General features: G+C 43.9%; 19 protein-coding genes and 1 riboswitch. Of the genes, 10 read left to right on the top strand and 9 right to left on the bottom strand.

All coding sequences use genetic code 11. The annotated features are described in order from the left end of the window. The first annotated feature begins 306 nt into the window (after positions 1-306). Complete coding sequence (locus ACVBIL_RS03735; protein WP_447165648.1) at positions 307-501, top strand: cytoplasmic protein; 195 nt, start codon at positions 307-309, stop codon at positions 499-501. Here the strand turns inward: ACVBIL_RS03735 and ACVBIL_RS03740 are convergent. The 3 genes from ACVBIL_RS03740 to ahpC form a co-directional block, all read right to left on the bottom strand. Continuing rightward, positions 498-1661: a GGDEF domain-containing protein gene (locus ACVBIL_RS03740; RefSeq protein WP_447165649.1), complete on the bottom strand. Its 1164-nt coding sequence runs from the start codon at positions 1659-1661 to the stop codon at positions 498-500. The two genes, ACVBIL_RS03735 and ACVBIL_RS03740, sit on opposite strands and share 4 nt — an antisense overlap. Positions 1662-1795: 134 nt before the next feature. Further along, positions 1796-3382: an alkyl hydroperoxide reductase subunit F gene (ahpF, locus tag ACVBIL_RS03745; RefSeq protein WP_447165650.1), complete on the bottom strand. Its 1587-nt coding sequence runs from the start codon at positions 3380-3382 to the stop codon at positions 1796-1798. Between the two features lie 350 nt (positions 3383-3732). Then, a complete protein-coding gene (gene ahpC / locus ACVBIL_RS03750; RefSeq protein ID WP_447165651.1) occupies positions 3733-4302 on the bottom strand; it encodes an alkyl hydroperoxide reductase subunit C in 570 nt (189 codons plus the stop codon). A 391-nt stretch (positions 4303-4693) separates the two neighbouring features. Between ahpC and ACVBIL_RS03755 the strand changes: the two genes are divergently transcribed. Further along, positions 4694-4849, top strand: a complete 156-nt coding sequence (locus ACVBIL_RS03755; RefSeq protein WP_447165652.1) for a DUF4937 domain-containing protein — start codon at positions 4694-4696, stop codon at positions 4847-4849. Beyond that, positions 4824-5237: an antibiotic biosynthesis monooxygenase family protein gene (locus ACVBIL_RS03760; RefSeq protein WP_447165653.1), complete on the top strand. Its 414-nt coding sequence runs from the start codon at positions 4824-4826 to the stop codon at positions 5235-5237. The genes ACVBIL_RS03755 and ACVBIL_RS03760 overlap by 26 nt, the downstream gene beginning before the upstream one ends. 46 nt (positions 5238-5283) lie before the next feature. On the opposite strand, the gene ACVBIL_RS03765 is transcribed toward ACVBIL_RS03760, so the two are convergent. Next, positions 5284-6027: a spermidine synthase gene (locus tag ACVBIL_RS03765; protein ID WP_447165654.1), complete on the bottom strand. Its 744-nt coding sequence runs from the start codon at positions 6025-6027 to the stop codon at positions 5284-5286. Between the two features lie 311 nt (positions 6028-6338). Between ACVBIL_RS03765 and ACVBIL_RS03770 the strand changes: the two genes are divergently transcribed. Continuing rightward, positions 6339-6863 (top strand): DUF3332 domain-containing protein, encoded by a 525-nt coding sequence (locus tag ACVBIL_RS03770; protein ID WP_447165655.1) that lies wholly within the window; start codon positions 6339-6341, stop codon positions 6861-6863. Between the two features lie 111 nt (positions 6864-6974). On the opposite strand, the gene ACVBIL_RS03775 is transcribed toward ACVBIL_RS03770, so the two are convergent. Together ACVBIL_RS03775 and ACVBIL_RS03780 are read right to left on the bottom strand one after the other, a co-directional pair. Beyond that, entirely contained in the window at positions 6975-7712 is a 738-nt protein-coding gene (locus ACVBIL_RS03775; RefSeq protein WP_447165656.1) for a dienelactone hydrolase family protein, read from the bottom strand. 174 nt (positions 7713-7886) lie between these two features. Beyond that, positions 7887-8876: a 2-hydroxyacid dehydrogenase gene (locus ACVBIL_RS03780; RefSeq protein ID WP_447165657.1), complete on the bottom strand. Its 990-nt coding sequence runs from the start codon at positions 8874-8876 to the stop codon at positions 7887-7889. Between the two features lie 445 nt (positions 8877-9321). Here ACVBIL_RS03780 and ACVBIL_RS03785 point away from each other — a divergent pair, with 445 nt between their 5' ends. From ACVBIL_RS03785 to asnC, 5 genes are all read left to right on the top strand, one after another. Continuing rightward, positions 9322-9732 carry a hypothetical protein gene (locus ACVBIL_RS03785; RefSeq protein WP_447165658.1) on the top strand — a complete coding sequence of 137 codons (411 nt, stop codon included), beginning with the start codon at positions 9322-9324 and terminating at the stop codon, positions 9730-9732. Then, positions 9707-10255, top strand: coding sequence for a class I SAM-dependent methyltransferase (locus ACVBIL_RS03790; protein WP_447165659.1), 549 nt, complete (start codon positions 9707-9709; stop codon positions 10253-10255). Before ACVBIL_RS03785 ends, ACVBIL_RS03790 begins: the two co-directional genes overlap by 26 nt. Positions 10256-10279: 24 nt before the next feature. Then, positions 10280-10570: a hypothetical protein gene (locus tag ACVBIL_RS03795; protein WP_447165660.1), complete on the top strand. Its 291-nt coding sequence runs from the start codon at positions 10280-10282 to the stop codon at positions 10568-10570. Positions 10571-10718: 148 nt separating this feature from the next. Further along, positions 10719-11396 (top strand): bifunctional tRNA pseudouridine(32) synthase/23S rRNA pseudouridine(746) synthase RluA, encoded by a 678-nt coding sequence (gene rluA / locus ACVBIL_RS03800; RefSeq protein ID WP_447165661.1) that lies wholly within the window; start codon positions 10719-10721, stop codon positions 11394-11396. A 477-nt stretch (positions 11397-11873) separates the two neighbouring features. Further along, entirely contained in the window at positions 11874-12335 is a 462-nt protein-coding gene (gene asnC / locus ACVBIL_RS03805; protein ID WP_012275918.1) for a transcriptional regulator AsnC, read from the top strand. Between the two features lie 303 nt (positions 12336-12638). On the opposite strand, the gene ACVBIL_RS03810 is transcribed toward asnC, so the two are convergent. From ACVBIL_RS03810 to ACVBIL_RS03820, 3 genes are all read right to left on the bottom strand, one after another. After that, on the bottom strand, positions 12639-13745 hold the full coding sequence (locus ACVBIL_RS03810) for a succinylglutamate desuccinylase/aspartoacylase family protein (protein ID WP_447165662.1): 1107 nt from the start codon (positions 13743-13745) through the stop codon (positions 12639-12641). A gap of 33 nt (positions 13746-13778) precedes the next feature. Continuing rightward, positions 13779-15170 (bottom strand): lysine-sensitive aspartokinase 3, encoded by a 1392-nt coding sequence (gene lysC, locus ACVBIL_RS03815; protein ID WP_447165663.1) that lies wholly within the window; start codon positions 15168-15170, stop codon positions 13779-13781. Between the two features lie 147 nt (positions 15171-15317). After that, positions 15318-15500, bottom strand: a riboswitch (Lysine riboswitch). Between the two features lie 114 nt (positions 15501-15614). Next, positions 15615-16043, bottom strand: coding sequence for a DUF3293 domain-containing protein (locus tag ACVBIL_RS03820; protein WP_447165664.1), 429 nt, complete (start codon positions 16041-16043; stop codon positions 15615-15617). Between the two features lie 565 nt (positions 16044-16608). Between ACVBIL_RS03820 and arcA the strand changes: the two genes are divergently transcribed. Then, positions 16609-17325 carry a two-component system response regulator ArcA gene (arcA, locus tag ACVBIL_RS03825; protein ID WP_447165665.1) on the top strand — a complete coding sequence of 239 codons (717 nt, stop codon included), beginning with the start codon at positions 16609-16611 and terminating at the stop codon, positions 17323-17325. Positions 17326-17656: the final 331 nt, after the last annotated feature.

Below are 17656 nucleotides of genomic sequence, written 5' to 3' on the forward strand. Positions count from 1 at the left end.
CAAAAGAGAATATGTTTTCTGGCTGCTCTTCTTTGCTTTTATCATCTTTGCTCTTTCTTAGCTTTACCGCTTTTTCCGTGAGCGCTCCGTAAGTGACGCTGTCACGTTCCCTAGGCCGCTGGCCGTCCGGCTCTTCCCGTCTTAGCGTGAACCGTCTTTGCTTTTCCTAGGACCTAGAACCTGTTTTCCTAGGGCCTTATTTTCCGTCTTAGCTTTAAACCCGATACACTCTGTAACACTACTGACCTTAAGTCTTTAAAGTGCGCGCCGATAACTAAATAACATTCCTAATTAATCGAGCTATATATGGCAGTTACTATCTCGAGTGCGAATCTTCAACCTAACATGAGCCATGGCAGTGTGGGCGTTAAAGTCGCGCAAATGGCTAAAGAGCAGCAAGAAGTTCAAGGGGAAATTGCGTTAAGCTTGATCAATGCCGCAATGCCGGCCACTCCAGCCCCTGTCGGTAACACAGGCAATAATATTAATACTACGGCCTAACTCGCTTCATCTTGAGGCTCTCGGCACTGATTAACACTGTCGATTGACTCATAGCAATGCCTATCTCGACCCGCTGACTTTGCTTGATACAACAGGCGGTCAGCGACCCGTAATAATTCGCCCGGCTCCATAGCCATTTGCCACCGCGCCACACCTTGAGAGACGGTGACATATTTTGAGGCTGTAGAACTCGGATGCACGAGTTTAGCTTCAGCTAATGCACGTTGGATCTTTTCAGCGACTTTAACTGCACCCTTTAAATCCGTATCAGGCAGTGCCACCACAAACTCTTCGCCGCCATAGCGCGCAACCAGATCTCTTGGCCGTTCAAGCGCGCTGTTCAGCACCTTGGCCACTTTAATTAAATACTCATCTCCGACTTGATGACCCAGACTGTCATTGAGCAGTTTAAAGTAATCGATATCAATTAAAATAATCGCAAGCTCCTGCTCATTACGCGCAGATGACTTTATCTCTTGCTTGATGACCTCATCAAAGTGGCGACGATTACTGATATTGGTTAACCCATCAATCAGGGCTAAGCGTTTAAATTGTTGTATGAGCTTCTTTTTTTCGATATTACGAACAACCGCTTTAAAGAACCAACCTGAGATGATTTTCTGACCTGACAAGATGATACCCATAAAACAGAGGAATTTAGTGATCGGATAGATCAACACTGTCGAGTACTGAAGCGAGTGGTAAACCGAACTAAACACTAAGAAAGGTAAAATGCCGAGGAACATCACATTTCGATTTGGAAATAGCGCCAATGCAAAGACAAGTACTAAGACATCTGCCAATGATTCTATGCCCGGCATATTCTGATCAGAAAGCCCTGCTAACCCCAAAAGCAGGTAGCACCATCCAGCAACAAGCAATACTAGGTAAGTGTACGCTTGCTTAATGGTCACCCGCTGCAAAACGCGAGTTTTTACCGTAACAAGACCCAGCCCTATCACCATCAACAGCGGCACAAACTTGATATGCAATGCCTTTATTTCAAAATAATCACTATCAAAGTAAAAAGAATTAATCAGTACAACAATTGCGAGGACACCGCTAACGTACGTGGCCCAAACAATGCCACGTTTAATAATTGCGAAGGTTTCACTCTTCAGCTGCGCTTGATATTGATGTGACTTCAGAGTTTGCCCCATGATGAATCGACTTACCTAGCGCTATGATAAAAAAATAACGCTCAACTCTCTATTAGTTAAAGCGTAAATATACCCTACCTTTAAACCTAAAAAAAGCCAGCATGATGCTGGCTTCCGCCTAACGATTAATCACTTTACGCTGCAATATTCTCGCTACTAGACTCATCAACATTGTGGCGAATGAGGTAATCAAATGCGCCGAGCGATGCCGTTGCGCCACTGCCCATGGCGATAATGATCTGCTTATAAGCCGAGTTAGTCACATCGCCAGCAGCAAAGACGCCAGTAAGTGAAGTGCCGCCTTTAGCATCAACAATGATTTCACCGCGTGCGGTCATATCAATAGTGTCTTTTAGCCACTCTGAGTTTGGCACTAAACCAATCTGTACAAAAATGCCTGCCAGCTCAACATGATGGCTCTCGCCTGTGGCACGGTCGGTATAATTAAGGCCGTTAACACGCTGCCCATCACCGGTCACTTCTGTGGTCATTGCCTGAGTAATAATCTCAATATTGCCCATAGATTTCGCTTTACGTTGCAATACGTCATCGGCGCGCAGCGTCGTATCAAACTCAAGCACAGTAACGTGCTCAACGATATTGGCTAAATCGATTGCCGCTTCGATGCCAGAGTTACCGCCACCTATCACTGCAACACGCTTGCCTTTAAACAGCGGGCCATCACAATGTGGGCAATATGCTACGCCACTGCCGCGGTACTCTTGCTCACCAGGTACGTTCATTTCACGCCAGCGGGCACCTGTGGCTAACAAAATCGTTTTACTGCGCAGTACTGCGCCACTTTCAAGCTCTAGTTCAAATAGCTCGCCTGACTTTAAGCTTAGCGCGCGCTGGTTATCCATAATATCGACATCATATTCATGTACGTGGGCTTCTAGGTTTGCCACCAGCTTAGGGCCTTCGGTCGCTTTAACTGAGATAAAGTTTTCAATACCCACAGTTTCAGCCACTTGACCACCAAACTTATCGGCAACAATACCGGTACGTAACCCTTTACGCGCTGCGTAAATTGCGGCCGATGCACCCGCGGGGCCACCGCCAACCACTAATACATCAAACGCTTGTTTCTCATTTAGCTGCTCTGCTTTTCGGCCAGCAGCGTTAACATCTAACTTATTTAAGATCTCTACCGTGCTGATGGCGCCCATAGAGAACTGCTCACCATTAAGGTACACAGACGGTACTGCCATGATGTTGCGCTCATTCACTTCATCTTGAAATAGTGAGCCATCAATCATCACGTTGGTAATATTGGGGTTTATTGCCGCCATCATATTCAGTGCTTGCACTACTTCCGGGCATGTTTGGCAACTTAGCGACACATAAGTCTCAAACTGATATTCACCGGGTAATTGACGAATTTGCTCAATCACGTCCGCATCTAATTTGATTGGGTGACCGCCGCTATGCAGCAAAGCCAGTACTAACGAGGTGAACTCATGCCCCATTGGCAGACCAGCAAAGGTAATTTGGCTGCCAACCCCTTGACCTAGTGCGGGGTTAATCACCGACATTGACGGTGTACGCTTGCCTACTTGCTCTGTAACCGAGATAAGTTCAGACAGGCTATCAATATCTGCCGCTAAAGACTTTAGCTCTTGCGCTTTTGGGCTGTCATCAATAGATACAACCAGCTCAACTGGGTGTTTGAGGTTTTGCAAATAAGTGTTCAGTTGATTCTTTACGTTTGCATCTAACATGATGACTCCTAAATATTAAAAGCTAATCTGGTATAGCTAATTTGGTATAGGTGAGTAGCAGGTAGCACTTACCCTGAGCATATTAATGCTCACTAAAAATAAAAAAGTGGTCTTAAAAAGAAAAAATAATCTTAAAAATAAAAGTGTCTTGCGACTAGCAAGTTATCAGTAAAAGTGAAGTTTAATAAAAATGTGTTCAGCTTAGATTTCAGGGGGGACACTAAGCTGAACAACTCATTACTCAGGGTGAATATCCTAAGTAACACAGAGTCTGGTGAAGATAGCGGTCTCGCTAACCCGCTTGGGGCAAGCTAGCGAGCCATTTATCTTACAGGCAACTCAATCGAATCTTAGATTTTACCCACTAGGTCGATTGATGGTGCGAGTGTTGCTTCACCTGGCTGCCATGCTGCAGGGCAAACTTCACCGTCGTGAGTTGCTACATACTGAGCCGCTTGAATTTTACGTACGAGCTCTGCTGCGCTACGACCAATACCTAGGTCATGTACTTCAGCCACTTTGATTTCGCCTTCTGGGTTGATTACAAACGTACCGCGTAGTGCTAGGCCGTCTTCTTCAATCATCACACCAAAATTACGTGTGATAGTACCTGTTGGGTCACCAATCATTGGATACTGGATCTTGTTGATTGTATCTGAGCTTGAGTGCCATGCTTTGTGAGTGAAGTGAGTGTCAGTTGATACTGAGTAAACTTCTACCCCCATAGCTTGCAGCTTCTCGTAATGGTCAGCCATGTCACCTAGTTCAGTTGGGCATACAAAGGTAAAGTCAGCTGGGTAGAAGAATACTACAGACCACTTGCCTAGAAGATCTTGCTCAGTCACTGGGTGGAAATCACCTTTGTGAAAAGCAGTTGCAGAGAATGGCTTGATTGTAGAGTTGATGATTGACTGATGCATGTAATGCTCCGTTTTATTCGTTGTAATAGTTAAAGTTGAAAATACTATTTATTAAAATTCAACAAACTGGATGAGTGATGATGAGTCTCTTAACGCCAGTTCGTTTTCGATGGAAGAATATTAACGGAGTCGATAAATTAATGATAACGGATAAAAGCTATCATTCTAATCTGTTTTTCCGAATAGGAATGATAAAGCTGTAGCATATAGTCATACTCCGACGATTTAACCTGAACGAGGGCTGTTAAAGTTGCTCAGGCCATAGATGCTCTGTGGCTTGCCAAATCTGTAGAGGAGCGAGCAGTAAAAATCTAGCAATAAAAGATGTGCTAACTAAGCTTGTATCTGACAGTAAGTAAGGTACCGTTAGCTAAAAAAGGAGAGCTAATAATTGATCATTAAGCTGATTAACTGTCAGGTAAAACCTCAGTTAAAAAAACAATTTAGTCGAGGCCAACGCCAATGGCAAAACACCAACAGCTCAAGCGGGTTTATTGGCCAGACGGGTGGCTGGCAACAAGATGACGCAAACAACCCCAAGCCATAATAAGAGCCAGTACAAGGCCCATCAGCCTCTATGCGCGAATAAACTACAATCCATTCAACAAGCTCAGTTTATTCGCATGGTTAATTACTCGGTACCCACTGACAATGAAGCTGAGTTTATCAATCAACAGGCAAACCAAAGCAGCCCTTTGATGGCCTCTGTAGCAGGTATGCTTGGTGGTTTTTTAATGCGAACGAATTTGAATGGTGCAGATAGATTGACTCACAGGGAGTTTGTGCTGATTACCTATTGGGATAACCAACAAACTCACCAAAATTATCTGCAGCATGTATTAGCTAACAGTAAGGTGCTGCCGAATAAACAAGGATTAATCGAAACAAGCTTGGCGCATGAAATCCATGTAGCTCAGGGCTGGCAAGTTAATTAAAGCAGTGAGGCCACTTTATCTAAAGCTCCTCACTCAATTAAAACGCTTACAGCCAAAGATCAAATCGAGTCAAAGAGCGCGCTAATTGAAAGTCCAGTTGCTGCGATAACGACTGCGCCTTGGTCTTAAGGGCACTAACACTAATATCGCGCTTAACCTTGCCCGCAAACACCACCCAATTACCACTGCCGGTGAGGCAAGCTCGCACTTCTACAAAATGCATATTAAGGTAGGCAAGCAACTCTCGGTTCTGGCTATGCTCTTTCCAGCAATTTAGCACCAAGTAGCCGTCGGCTTTAATTAAGGCGGCGCACTGCGCAATAAAGGCTTCAGACACTTGCGCAGCATCGACACCGTCGGCGCTATAGATATCGGTAAACACCACATCAACTTTCTTATGATCGCCTAACTGCAAAAATTGCTTAGCATCTTGATTGATCACTTTAAGCTTTTTACTTAGCGGCAGTTGGAAGTAACGCTTAGCCAGCTCAATCACCTCGCCCCTAAGCTCGACAGCGGTAAGCTTAATGCCTGCATCAAAATGGCGCAGCGCATGAATAAGTCCACCTCCGCCTAACCCCAGCACAATTGCGCTCTTAGGTTGGCTATAAAGCAGAACCAGCAACATAGCCTGTACATAGGTATGTTGCGGAATATGCGGCGATGCTTTAAGCAATTTGCTCTGCTCGTCGTTGTCACCAAACGCGAGGATCCGTGTTTCCTTATCTTCTAATACGATAAGCGGACCATATTCGTCTTGGGTTTGGTGTAATACTTGATAGTCTGACATGCGCGCTCCGATATTTGGGGCGCTATTATGCGTTAACTATTATGCGTTAAATAGTACTTTAATAAAATGGTGACGTTCTAGATGTAACAAGTGCTGATAGCGCGCATGCGCAGCAACAATTAACACACATAAACAGACGAAAAACAGCACGAAGCCAAACTTAAAAACAAATACCACACCGAGCAAACAAGCACCGCAAAGATCAAGACAAACACTACAATTTACCAACCTAGATTTGCTGGCGCTGTCACATTTCATTTTTTGCTTATACATACAATCAGCGCCATTCTCAATTCAGTAAAATTAAACCAATGAAAAAGACTATTTCTGCCGTCGCGCTAACGGCAATTCTAAGCACTCAACTTACCGGTTGTATGGGCCAAATGGGCCTAAGTGCTATGGTAACGAAAGGCAACTTAAGTGCCGTTGACAATCGTTATGGCCGTGCCGGCCTGTTCATTTTAATGAGCCCTATCTACGGTTTCGCAGCAACAGCCGATTTATTTGTGCTTAACAGCATCGAATTCTGGACGGGTACCAACCCAATCACCGGCCGTTCACCTGCTGTAGTTGATATGCCTGTAGAAGCTATTTTCAAGGTTAACCAACACATTGATGGCGACCTAACTACTGCGCCACTTAAAAACATTAAGCTAACTAGCGCTTCAATGACTGCGACTGACGAAAACTCGTTAGCAATGACATTGGTTTATGAAGATGGCAGCCAGCAAGTTATGTCTGGTGTTAAGCAAGACGACCATGTTGATTTTTACCTAGATAACACTTTCATTGCTCGCGTCAGCACTGATGAGCTTGCAGCTTACCAGCAAGGTTAATGATTAGTATTTACTCCGTGATATACAAAAGGGCCAGTAATACTGGCCCTTTTTTTATTCGCTGTCTTGTCCTATTACACATTTTATTGTTAGCGTTTTATGCTTAGCTCGTTACTTCAGCGTTCGCTGAAAAAACGCTACCGCTTGCAAGTACATCTGCAGCGCTAAAGCCGGATCATACCTATCACCTTCATCTCGCATAAAGGCATGTTGCGCATTCACTTCCAGCCAATTAAATTTGCGCGCACTCGCTTCTAACTGGTTATAGAGTAATTTACGTCCCTCACTAGAAACATGAGGATCTTGCTTTCCAAACACCATAACCAGTTCGGCAGCGATATCACCCGTTCGAGTCAAGGAATCGTTACCCTCGTCGCAAGGCAAGGTATTAGAGTGGATGTCTGTAGGGTACAAGCAAAATGCCCCTTGGATATCTGGGTTGAGCGCCGCGCGATAAGCTAGATGCCCACCAATACACACCCCCATACTGCCAATATTGCTGCTGCAAAAACTTAAGCTACGGGCAAAATCCACCAGTGCTTCTGTATCACTATCATGCTGCTCAAGTGGCTTAGCAAACTTATCCGCGTTGCCTTTATCTTTACCCTCGTCATCGTACTCAAGCACGGTACCTATTGGGTTTAGTTCATGAAAAACTTCAGGCACTAATACCACAAAACCGTGTCCAGCGAGTATCGCTGCAGCTCTGGCAATCGGCGCCGTTTGTTGAAAAATCTCTGAGTAGAAAATGATACTGGCGAACTGCCCTTCACAATCAGGGCGATATAAATAAGTGCGCATAGGTCCAGTAGCGGTTGAGATATCATGAACTTCTTGAGTAATGATCATCGGCTTTCCTTAAGCGAGTCAGATAATTAAATACAACCTCTATCACTTAGCGTGATTGGCTAATAATACTGTTACATAGACTAAAGCAGCCAGCATCGATTAGCGATAAAAAAAGCAGTAGCACTTAAGTGTTCTAGCACTAAAGAAACGACTGCTTAGTTTAAGCTTTAAACGCTAATACAACTCGTTAGGGCAATGCTCTCCGGTAAGAAGCTGCTTAACATTGCTTAAGGTTGTGTGAGCTATCGCGCCTAATGCTTCTTCGGTTAAAAAGGCTTGGTGACCAGTAAAAATCACGTTGTGGCAAGCAGATAAACGTCTAAATACATCATCTTGAATGATTTCACTCGACTTATCTTCAAAGAAAAGCTCTTTCTCATTCTCGTAAACATCTAAGCCTAGTGAGCCCAGTTGACCAGATTTAAGTGCTTCCATCGCGTCGAGTGCATCGAGCAGTCCACCACGGCTAGTGTTGATCACCATGACCCCTGGTTTCATTTTAGCAAAGCTGTCTTGGCTTAATAGATGATGATTCTCTTGCGTCAGTGGGCAATGCAAGCTAATCACATCGCAAATAGGATACAGCTGGTCCAATGAAAGATACTCTACACCAAGGTCGATTACAGCTTGGTTAGGATAAGGATCATGCGCTACCACTTTACAGCCAAAACCCTGTAATACCTTAATCGTCGCGAGACCAATCTTACCCGTGCCAATTACGCCTACCGTACGGCCATGCATATTAAAGCCCACTAACCCTTCTAAAGAGAAGTTAGCATCGCGAGTGCGCTGATACGCTTTATGAATTTTACGGTTCAGAGTTAGCATTAATGCCACTGTGTGTTCGGCGACAGATTCTGGTGAGTACGCAGGTACGTTAACCACTTTCATGCCTAAGCGTTTTGCCGCCGCTAGGTCCACATTGTTAAAGCCTGCACAACGCATAGCAATAACCTTAGTGCCACCTTTTGCCAACTCAACTAATACTTCTTCACACAAAGAGTCGTTTACAAAAGCACAAACCACCTCAAATCCTTCTGCGAGTTTGACGGTTTGCATACAAAGACGGTAATCGAAATATTCAATGCTGGCGTCAAATGCGATATTGGTACGATCAAAATGCTGCATATCGTAATGTTTAGCGCTAAAAAAGCCTATTTTCATTGTCGAAACCTTAACTAATATGAGTAAGAAAACGTGAACAGTTTATGTGATATTAGCAGATTTGTCTTGAGGGCTATTGATCTATGCCTCATTGATAGCAATTGCATTGCTTAAAGAAAAAGCGAGCCCCTGACGGCTCGCTTTTCTGCTTATTCTGAAATGAAGAAAGGATACGTTTTCTTATTTTCAGATCATCGCTACAACTGGTTGAGCATGGAAAAACCAGTTACTGTAGGGAGTAAGCTTATGGAGGCTAGATTAGCACTATCTATAAAGAGGTATCGATATCTGCTTCACAAATTTGCCGTATGCCTGACAGTAATGACAAAGGTTAGGATTTACGCTCCGCAAAAGTAACAATTAGCTATTGTGAGCGTTATACGCTTTTTAATTAGTGAATTCCTGATAATATTTGCCGACAGCTAACCGCATAAGAACCGTTAATATGGCCAGAAAAGAACTCAGCGAAAAACAATTTATGATCCAACGTTTTTCAAAAACAGCCCTACGTGCTCTACATATATTGGGGATCACAGGTGCCGGCGGTGGTATTTTGTTGCATGTTCCCCAAGAGAAATGGCTTACCTATTGGATAATGGCCATGGCAACGGGCTCAGCCATGATGCTATGGGAAGTCGTTCGCGACTGGCGCTGGCTGATCCAATTAAAGGGGGTGCTCACCATTGTTAAGCTAGGTTTGCTTGGGCTGTTTATCCCTTTCGCGGCTTATAAACCTGAGCTGCTTATTTTTGTGGTGTTATTATCAGTTGTAGTATCACATGGCCCCGCAGGCTTAAGACATTTTTCAATAGTACATGGACGCAGAATTGATGGCAGAAAAGAAGTTAAAGGCTAACGCCGCAGCGTTAATCACCCAATTTACCGATTTAGCAGACTATCTAAGCCCCTGCTGTCAGGTGCTAGATCTAGCCTGCGGCAGCGGCCGCAACGGACAATGGTTTAGCGATAAAGGTTGTCATGTCAGCTATCTCGATAAGAATCTCAGTGGGCTTGATGTCTCTGCGCCAAATGATTCAACTGCTATCGAGCGGCTCGAGTGGGATCTCGAAGACGGTAGTGCACCAACACTTGCCACCGCACAATACGACATAGTGCTCGTTTTTAACTATTTACACCGTGCGCTATTTACGCAGATTATGGATAGCGTAAAGCCTGGCGGTCTTATTATTTACGAAACGTTTACCGAGCAGCAAGCTCAAATTGGTCGTCCTCGAAATCCTGACTTTTTACTTAAAACGGGTGAATTAAAAGCAATATTTGCTAACTGGAGCTGCCTACATTACTCTGAAGATCTATTCGGAGAATTACCCAACGCCAGTTATAAAGCACAAATTATTACGAAAAAGCCGTTGGGGTAAACAGGACTTAATAAGAGGCACAGTATGTTTCCATACCCAGAGCAGTATCGAATCGCACTCCCACCGATGATCACAGGCTTCATGGTGGTATGGGCGTTACTCAGTCGACTGGTCTTTGGTGACGCTAGCGTGTTAAGTCTCTACCCTCTGCTCGCTCTTTTTCCTATCGTAATATTTTTACACGGTTTACTCATTTGGGACGCTAGAAGTATGAGCCGTCTCGATCAATCTTTTTATGCCTTAATCCACTGCGCCCTAGCCTTTGTGGTTTGGACCTTTGCGATTATGCATGTCAACGGTAATGGATTTTCATAACGCTATTGCATCAGCTCTCAACTCTTTGCCAGGTCTGCATTGACGGATCTCGATGGGTATTGATTGTAGCCACAATTATCTTAAATCTGCTTGCATAAAGAAGCACCAAAGAGGTATCTTTGCCGCGCATTTTTAATAAGGTTCCATCATGACTGATTTTGTCTACTCTCCTCCTACAACGCCTTGGCTTGAAAAACTTCATCAAGATAAAGACATCATGGTTGTTAATAAGCCATCAGGGTTATTATCGGTACCGGGTCGAGACCCAGCCCATGCCGACAGCACTTACAACCGCGTACTGGCTGAATTTCCTCACGCAAAAATTGTACACCGCTTAGATATGGCCACTTCAGGTGTGATAGTGGTGGCGTTATTGCGTAGCGCTGAATCAGAGCTAAAACGTCAGTTTAGAGATAGAGAAACCAAAAAAACCTATTATGCGAGAGTGGCAGGTCACGTAAAAGAGACTCACGGCACCATTAATCTACCACTTATTTGTGACTGGCCTAATCGCCCTAAACAAAAGGTCGACCATAAGATAGGTAAGCCATCGCAAACCCATTATGAAGTGATCAGTTATGGCAAGCGTTCGACCTTAGTTAAACTCACGCCGATAACCGGCCGCTCGCATCAATTGCGCGTGCATATGATGGCGTTAGGTCACCCCATTCTTGGTGATAACTTCTATGCCGATCCACTCGCTAAACGACTCGCGCCGCGTCTATTGTTACACGCGCAGTCACTGACGATTACTCATCCTTACACTAAACAAAAGATGACGTTTAGTTGTGATGCACCATTTATGGATGCCGAGGGTGAGCAGTAGCCTCTTTGATAACAGAGATGGTACTTGAAATGGTAACGAATAAGCCTATTGCGCGAACAAAACGTCAACCGCTATCTCCTTAGTCGTTGGCGTGTTCTATCTCGACGAGTTAAATAGTCATTAGTCATAACGCTGAGCGATAGGCTTATACCCAAGCCACCTGAAGATGCAGGGTTCAGTGGGAATTTAATGCGCTTTAAGCAAGGCGTTGATTGCAGTTAATGCTTGTTCCCTTAGCAAGATCAATAACGCAGCAGAAAGTGCATTAAACCCCATCGAAGAAGGCTTTGCGCAAGGCCTCTGAAATGAGCATGTTCAAGTCGTTTGGGTATATATAAACCAGTCGATAGCACTCAAGCATGATAAATACTTCATGCAAGTGAACTCAGTCACTTACTTATCTGACAAATCAGTAGAATATTCATCAAAAAATACGTAAATTGTTTAACTAACCAATAAGCAATCGACCTATTTATTATGGAAGCCCCATTTCAACGAGACTCTCTCGATAATCAAATTCTGTCTGCGTTAATGAAAGAAGCCAGAACACCATTCGCAGAATTAGCTAAACGTTTCGGCGTAAGCGCCGGCACCATCCATGTTCGCGTCGAAAAAATGAAGCAAGCAGGGATCATCACTGGGGCGCAAATTACCGTCAACCCCAAAGCTCTGGGTTATGATGTCTGTTGTTTTATCGGCATTAACTTAAAAAGCGCAGGCGACTACCCTGCCGCCATCTCTAAGCTCAATGCACTAGAAGAGGTGGTTGAGGCCTATTACACCACGGGGAACTACAGTGTGTTTGTAAAGGTAATGTGCCAGTCTATCGATGGTCTGCAGCATGTGCTGATTAATCGTATTCAGTCTATCGATGAGATCCAATCGACCGAAACCCTCATCAGTTTACAGAACCCCATCGTACGGGCGGTTAAGCCATAGGCAATTCCCAAAGCTGGCAATAAAAGCGAGTAATCTAAATTGCCAGTAAAAAGGCTAATATGGGTTTAATGCTGGTAAGTTGAGCCCGATACAGATTAATAAACAAAAGCAATAAACGACGAAGCGCTCACTTCGTTTGCTACACTGAAGACACCAAGAAAAGAAAAACTCGGGGTGGCTTTTCTTCGTGGTCCATTCTTATCTTTCGAAGTCATCGAATTTTCTTTGAGTGACTTCCTTAAGTGAACGGCATGACTAACATGAATTAGGCTTTACAACGCCGCAAGCTTGGCTCTCGACCAACTATAGCTCAAACAGATTGGTCATCACCTTATAGAGTTCCGTGCCTTGGTAGACCGAGGCCGAGGCAAAATGCAGGATAGGTACACAGTCTTGCTTCAAGCTTAACGGCGTAAACTCTTTATCTGTGCCATATAGATCCAGCCTTAAAATGTTCGCCAGTGGCTGCCCCGCTTTGAGCGATTCACCTAATACGGCTTTGTACTCGACCAACCCCGCTGTTGGCGCGTGAAACTTCTTATAATTTTTTAGATAGCAGCCATATCTTGCCATTTTTGCAGCTTGGATCTTTTCGCTGACCACTCCACGATAACTGAGGTAAGCCAAAATGCCTTCGGCATCGCCAGCCGCATCATCCATATCGATACGCTCTTGGCTCGCAAGCTCTAAGGTAAATGCCGATACTGGCACCGTGAAGCAACGACCTTGAGACTGTGCAAATTCGGTTAATTGCCACCAAGGGCAAAATGCCGCTTCATCCATGGCACCACCAAAATCATTGGGGATGACTAAGCTAAAGGGGATCGAGAAATAGGCTGCTGAGGCGACATCATATTCAGGGCAATATAGATGTTTGCACGATTTAGGTCCGGTATGCAGGTCAATCACAATATCAGCTTCATGAGCCAATGATTGTAAGCTGACCGCCAATCGTTTGCCTGTTGTTACGCCCCATTCACTGTTTAAATGGGCTTGGCATAATTCACTTAAATGTAAGCGGTAGGCCTGAATCAAGGCTTTATCATCTAAGTGACTATGCCGTTGATACCAACTTGCCACATCAATCTTGTGATCTAAGTATTCACGATTCCAATTAACCCCGGTGATCGGGTCAAAGCGCCCTAGAGTAAACTCACCACTTTTTTGATTGATACCAAGCGGGTTAGCTAAGGGAAGTAGAGTTATCTCGCCGATTACATTTAGTTTTTCCAGTCGTTTCATTAACTGAAAAATAACCGCATTGCCCTGCACCTCAGCGCCATGTACGTTCGCTTGGATAAAAACCTTAGGTGCATTGAGATCTTTGCCGACCATACGATAAACAGGAACATTAAGTTCCTGTCCCGTTGCCAACTCACCGACTTTCAGGCTCGATTGGGTAAATTCCATAAAATGCAAAATTCCTCGTTGGCGTTGGCTTTACTATGCTTCAAATAAGTTTTCATGCAAGGCGCGGATCACATTAGCCGCTTCGGCCTCATCAACCAAAATACACAAGTTATGTGGACTCGCGCCTTGGCAGATCATACGTACATTATAGGTTTCCAGTACTTCAAACACGCGGCGACAGACACCCGCTGTGGAGGCGATATTGTTGCCAATCACGGCGACCAAGGCCAACCCATCTTCGACACGCACGCGGCAATGTTGCGACAACTCTTGCAATAACGCCTCGCTAAGTAAGCCCTGCCCACTTGAGTCAGAGCCTGTTTTATCTAAGGTTAATGCCACGTTCACTTCTGAGGTGGTGATCAAATCAACACTGATTTTATGGCGTGCAAGCGTGGCAAAGGTTTCAGCAAGAAAACCTTGAGCATGTAGCATCTGCAAACTATGAAGATTAAGTAACGTTTGATCCCGGCGCACTGCAACGGCGCGGTATACCGGCTCACTTTGCACCGTATGGCGGATCCAAGTGCCGCCCTGTTCAGGGGCCCAGCTTGAGCCAACAAACACCTGAATTTTTTGTCTTACAGCAGGTAATATTGTTGCAGGGTGTAAAACTTTAGCGCCAAAGGTCGCCATCTCAGCGGCTTCATTAAAGCTAATTTCGGCAATAGGACTCGCATTAGGTGCAAGTCTTGGGTCTGTAGTGTAAATGCCGGCAACATCGGTCCAGATCTCAACGGCTGTCGCTTGCAATGCTTCGGCCAGCAATGCGGCTGAATAATCACTACCACCACGGCCAAGGGTTGTGGTGTTGCCTTCACTATCTGCGCCCACAAACCCTTGAGTCACAATCACTTGCTCTGCAAGTAGTGGCTTAAGGTGCGTTTGAGCAAGCTGTGCAATTTGTTCTATTTGTGGCTCAGCGCGGCCATGATGGCTATCGGTACGTAGTACTTGGCGTACATCAAATGCTGCAGCACTAGCGCCTTTTTCTCTCAAAACCGCCGCAAAGAATACCGATGAGCACATCTCACCTTGGGATAAAAGTTCATCCATTACCGCTTTGCTGCGAGTCAAGCTTAAGCGCTCACTTAAGGTTGAGATATGACTTAAAATAGCGTCGACTTTAGCGGCAATATCACTTGGGTTTCCAAGGCTATCTAGAATTTGATATTGAATAGATGCGATTTGCTTGATTAATGCTTTAGTGTCTTCGCTAGACGTTGTCTCTTGGGTTAGCGCAACTAAGTGATTGGTCACGCCACTCGATGCGCTCACAACAACCACACGAGTTTGCGGATTAGCAATAATGATATCGGCGCAGCGCTGCATAGCGTCATAGTCCGCCACCGAGGTGCCACCGAACTTGGCGACATTTAATTGTGGTTGCGTCTGCGAGCTAACTGAAGATGAGACTAACGACATAGACCCGCCTCCACACTCAATAGAAACGGCTGACACTGACTCAATAGGGTATTTTGAATAACTAACATGAAATAAGCTCCGAACTAACTTCGTTCGAAGAGCCTGGTGCCATGATATGCCCCCCAAAAAAATTGGGAAACAGCGATCGTCACCAGAAGCTCTCCACCATAAAAAACATTGGTGACAATCGACAGGATTCAGCCTGCACAACCAACATTCAAGCCTGACCAAATGGCATTGAATATCTCGGCGCTAATCTCCCTCATAAGCCATCATAGGGGTTTGGCCCCCTCCAACTTACTACCTAGTTAGCGCTCCTCTTCTGTACTTACCTTGTATGAAGTAAATTGCTTTCGAAAAAAGCTGCTTTGTATACAAAATAACAGGTTAAAAAATATCAAAAAATAACCAATTAAGTCAATGGAAATCTTAGATGATTTAATTTCATACTATATCAGGAAGCTCCATCACCCAATTGACCCGAGGAGAAAATGCGCCCAACAATGTTTCTTGGCAAGGCAGCAAGCAAGGAACAAGCTGCAATTGATCTGCTTCAACATAATAAATGGCATTTTGATTAAACTGGCAACCGAGTTTAATGGCCGAGGCCTTATCGGATGATATTGCCCAACTCTTTTCCATATGCTTTCTATCTTGAGATGCGCCTATCATTGCCCGATAGGGAAAGCCCGATCTGTGTATTTCATGTTGAAGTTTTCGGTCCAAAAGACCATTTTGGCAAGGAGTCAGTACCACTCCTCTTGGGTTATATGCAGTGATAATAGCGAAGGATAATTGAGCAGATAAAGGTTGAGTAACCAAGAATTCTGTTTGTTGATAATAGCGCCAAAGGTTGTCGACTGAGTTATTCATTGCTAACAAATTCTCCAATTTAGGTGGAATTATTATAGCAAACTCGTTGGCCCCTCCTAGCTACGTGATGCAGGTCACAGTCAACGTTTTTATCAAACATAATATAATCAGATAGATAAATAATAAATAGTGATCTAAATCATATCATCGAGGAATTTTGTTAACATTTCATTTGTTAACAAATGCCTAAAACGAGTACAATAGGGCTTGTTGATTGACTCACACTGAATACATGTAACGAACACATTTTGTTACACATATCTGAAACAGTTAGAAGAGTAATCCACACAGCTGTATCAAATGTGACCTATGTTTGATTTAACATTTAAACTTCATAGTAAACGGTAGTTAAGGAACTTTTTCCTATTATTGTTAATCGAAGTTTATACAGTTCACGTTTTTCCATATGTGAGATACCCATACTTTTGCTAATCATGCAGTGTGTTGCTGTTTCGAGCCAGTTTTGAAAGCACCTACGTGTATCAGTGAATTATCAGCATAACTAGATGGAGTATAAAATTGATTATACTCATGGTTAGAAATAGACAGAAATTAGGTAATTAATATGCAAAACCCGCACATTCTTATTGTTGAAGATGAAGCCGTTACAAGAAACACACTGAGAAGTATTTTTGAAGCAGAAGGATATGTGGTAACTGAAGCCAATGATGGCGCTGAAATGCATAAGGCTATGCAAGACAACAAAATTAACTTGGTCGTTATGGATATTAACTTACCAGGTAAAAATGGTCTTTTATTAGCTCGCGAACTTCGTGAAATTAATAATATCGGTCTAATCTTCCTAACAGGCCGTGATAACGAAGTTGATAAGATCCTTGGTCTTGAAATTGGCGCTGATGACTATATCACTAAGCCATTCAACCCACGTGAATTGACTATTCGTGCTCGTAACCTATTAACTCGCGTTAATAGCACTGGTACAGATTCAGAAGAGAAAAGCGCAGTTGAGTTCTACCGTTTTAACGGTTGGAGCCTTGAAATCAACAGTCGTTCTCTAGTTAGCCCACAAGGTGAGTCATACAAGCTACCGCGCAGTGAATTCCGCGCTATGCTTCACTTTGTTGAGAACCCAGGTAAGATCTTAAGCCGCGCAGACCTTCTAATGAAGATGACTGGCCGTGAACTTAAGCCACACGACCGTACTGTTGACGTAACAATCCGTCGCATCCGTAAGCACTTCGAAAGCTTGCCTGATACGCCAGAAATCATCGCAACAATCCACGGTGAAGGTTACCGTTTTTGCGGTAGCTTAGAAGATTAATTCTAAGCCTCTGCATTTGCGCTGATAGCTATATTAAATCTGTATAGTTAAATCAGTACAGAGAAAAAAGCCAGTCAATTGACTGGCTTTTTTTATGTCTATACGGTTATGAATCATTGCAACGAGGCGCAATAACACCGCCCTTAATTAGAGTATCTACTTAAATAAAACAGAGCTTAACTGAGGCTGAAATTTAATACTGCTTTAGAGGAAAGTTTTTCCCTACCAAGCAATCAACCGCCACACTACCTATAAAGTAGTAGTTATTTTATATTAACTCAAAAAAGTTGTGTGTAAAAATCGAATACTATTTACCAATACTTCAGTGGCT

This window comes from Shewanella sp. 125m-7 (genome assembly GCF_052977045.1).

What these genes read in the sequence shown, in the direction of transcription:
- ahpF (WP_447165650.1), bottom strand. Translation starts at nt 3,382, where the DNA reads ATGTTAGATGCAAACGTAAAGAATCAACTGAACACTTATTTGCAAAAC.
- ACVBIL_RS03790 (WP_447165659.1), top strand. Translation starts at nt 9,707, where the DNA reads ATGGCAGAAAAGAAGTTAAAGGCTAACGCCGCAGCGTTAATCACCCAA.
- asnC (WP_012275918.1), top strand. Translation starts at nt 11,874, where the DNA reads ATGGAAGCCCCATTTCAACGAGACTCTCTCGATAATCAAATTCTGTCT.
- ACVBIL_RS03735 (WP_447165648.1), top strand. Translation starts at nt 307, where the DNA reads ATGGCAGTTACTATCTCGAGTGCGAATCTTCAACCTAACATGAGCCAT.
- ACVBIL_RS03810 (WP_447165662.1), bottom strand. Translation starts at nt 13,745, where the DNA reads ATGGAATTTACCCAATCGAGCCTGAAAGTCGGTGAGTTGGCAACGGGA.
- ACVBIL_RS03765 (WP_447165654.1), bottom strand. Translation starts at nt 6,027, where the DNA reads ATGTCAGACTATCAAGTATTACACCAAACCCAAGACGAATATGGTCCG.
- ACVBIL_RS03775 (WP_447165656.1), bottom strand. Translation starts at nt 7,712, where the DNA reads ATGATCATTACTCAAGAAGTTCATGATATCTCAACCGCTACTGGACCT.
- ACVBIL_RS03820 (WP_447165664.1), bottom strand. Translation starts at nt 16,043, where the DNA reads ATGAATAACTCAGTCGACAACCTTTGGCGCTATTATCAACAAACAGAA.
- ACVBIL_RS03760 (WP_447165653.1), top strand. Translation starts at nt 4,824, where the DNA reads ATGACGCAAACAACCCCAAGCCATAATAAGAGCCAGTACAAGGCCCAT.
- lysC (WP_447165663.1), bottom strand. Translation starts at nt 15,170, where the DNA reads ATGTCGTTAGTCTCATCTTCAGTTAGCTCGCAGACGCAACCACAATTA.
- ACVBIL_RS03780 (WP_447165657.1), bottom strand. Translation starts at nt 8,876, where the DNA reads ATGAAAATAGGCTTTTTTAGCGCTAAACATTACGATATGCAGCATTTT.
- arcA (WP_447165665.1), top strand. Translation starts at nt 16,609, where the DNA reads ATGCAAAACCCGCACATTCTTATTGTTGAAGATGAAGCCGTTACAAGA.
- ACVBIL_RS03785 (WP_447165658.1), top strand. Translation starts at nt 9,322, where the DNA reads ATGGCCAGAAAAGAACTCAGCGAAAAACAATTTATGATCCAACGTTTT.
- ACVBIL_RS03770 (WP_447165655.1), top strand. Translation starts at nt 6,339, where the DNA reads ATGAAAAAGACTATTTCTGCCGTCGCGCTAACGGCAATTCTAAGCACT.
- ACVBIL_RS03740 (WP_447165649.1), bottom strand. Translation starts at nt 1,661, where the DNA reads ATGGGGCAAACTCTGAAGTCACATCAATATCAAGCGCAGCTGAAGAGT.
- ahpC (WP_447165651.1), bottom strand. Translation starts at nt 4,302, where the DNA reads ATGCATCAGTCAATCATCAACTCTACAATCAAGCCATTCTCTGCAACT.
- rluA (WP_447165661.1), top strand. Translation starts at nt 10,719, where the DNA reads ATGACTGATTTTGTCTACTCTCCTCCTACAACGCCTTGGCTTGAAAAA.
- ACVBIL_RS03795 (WP_447165660.1), top strand. Translation starts at nt 10,280, where the DNA reads ATGTTTCCATACCCAGAGCAGTATCGAATCGCACTCCCACCGATGATC.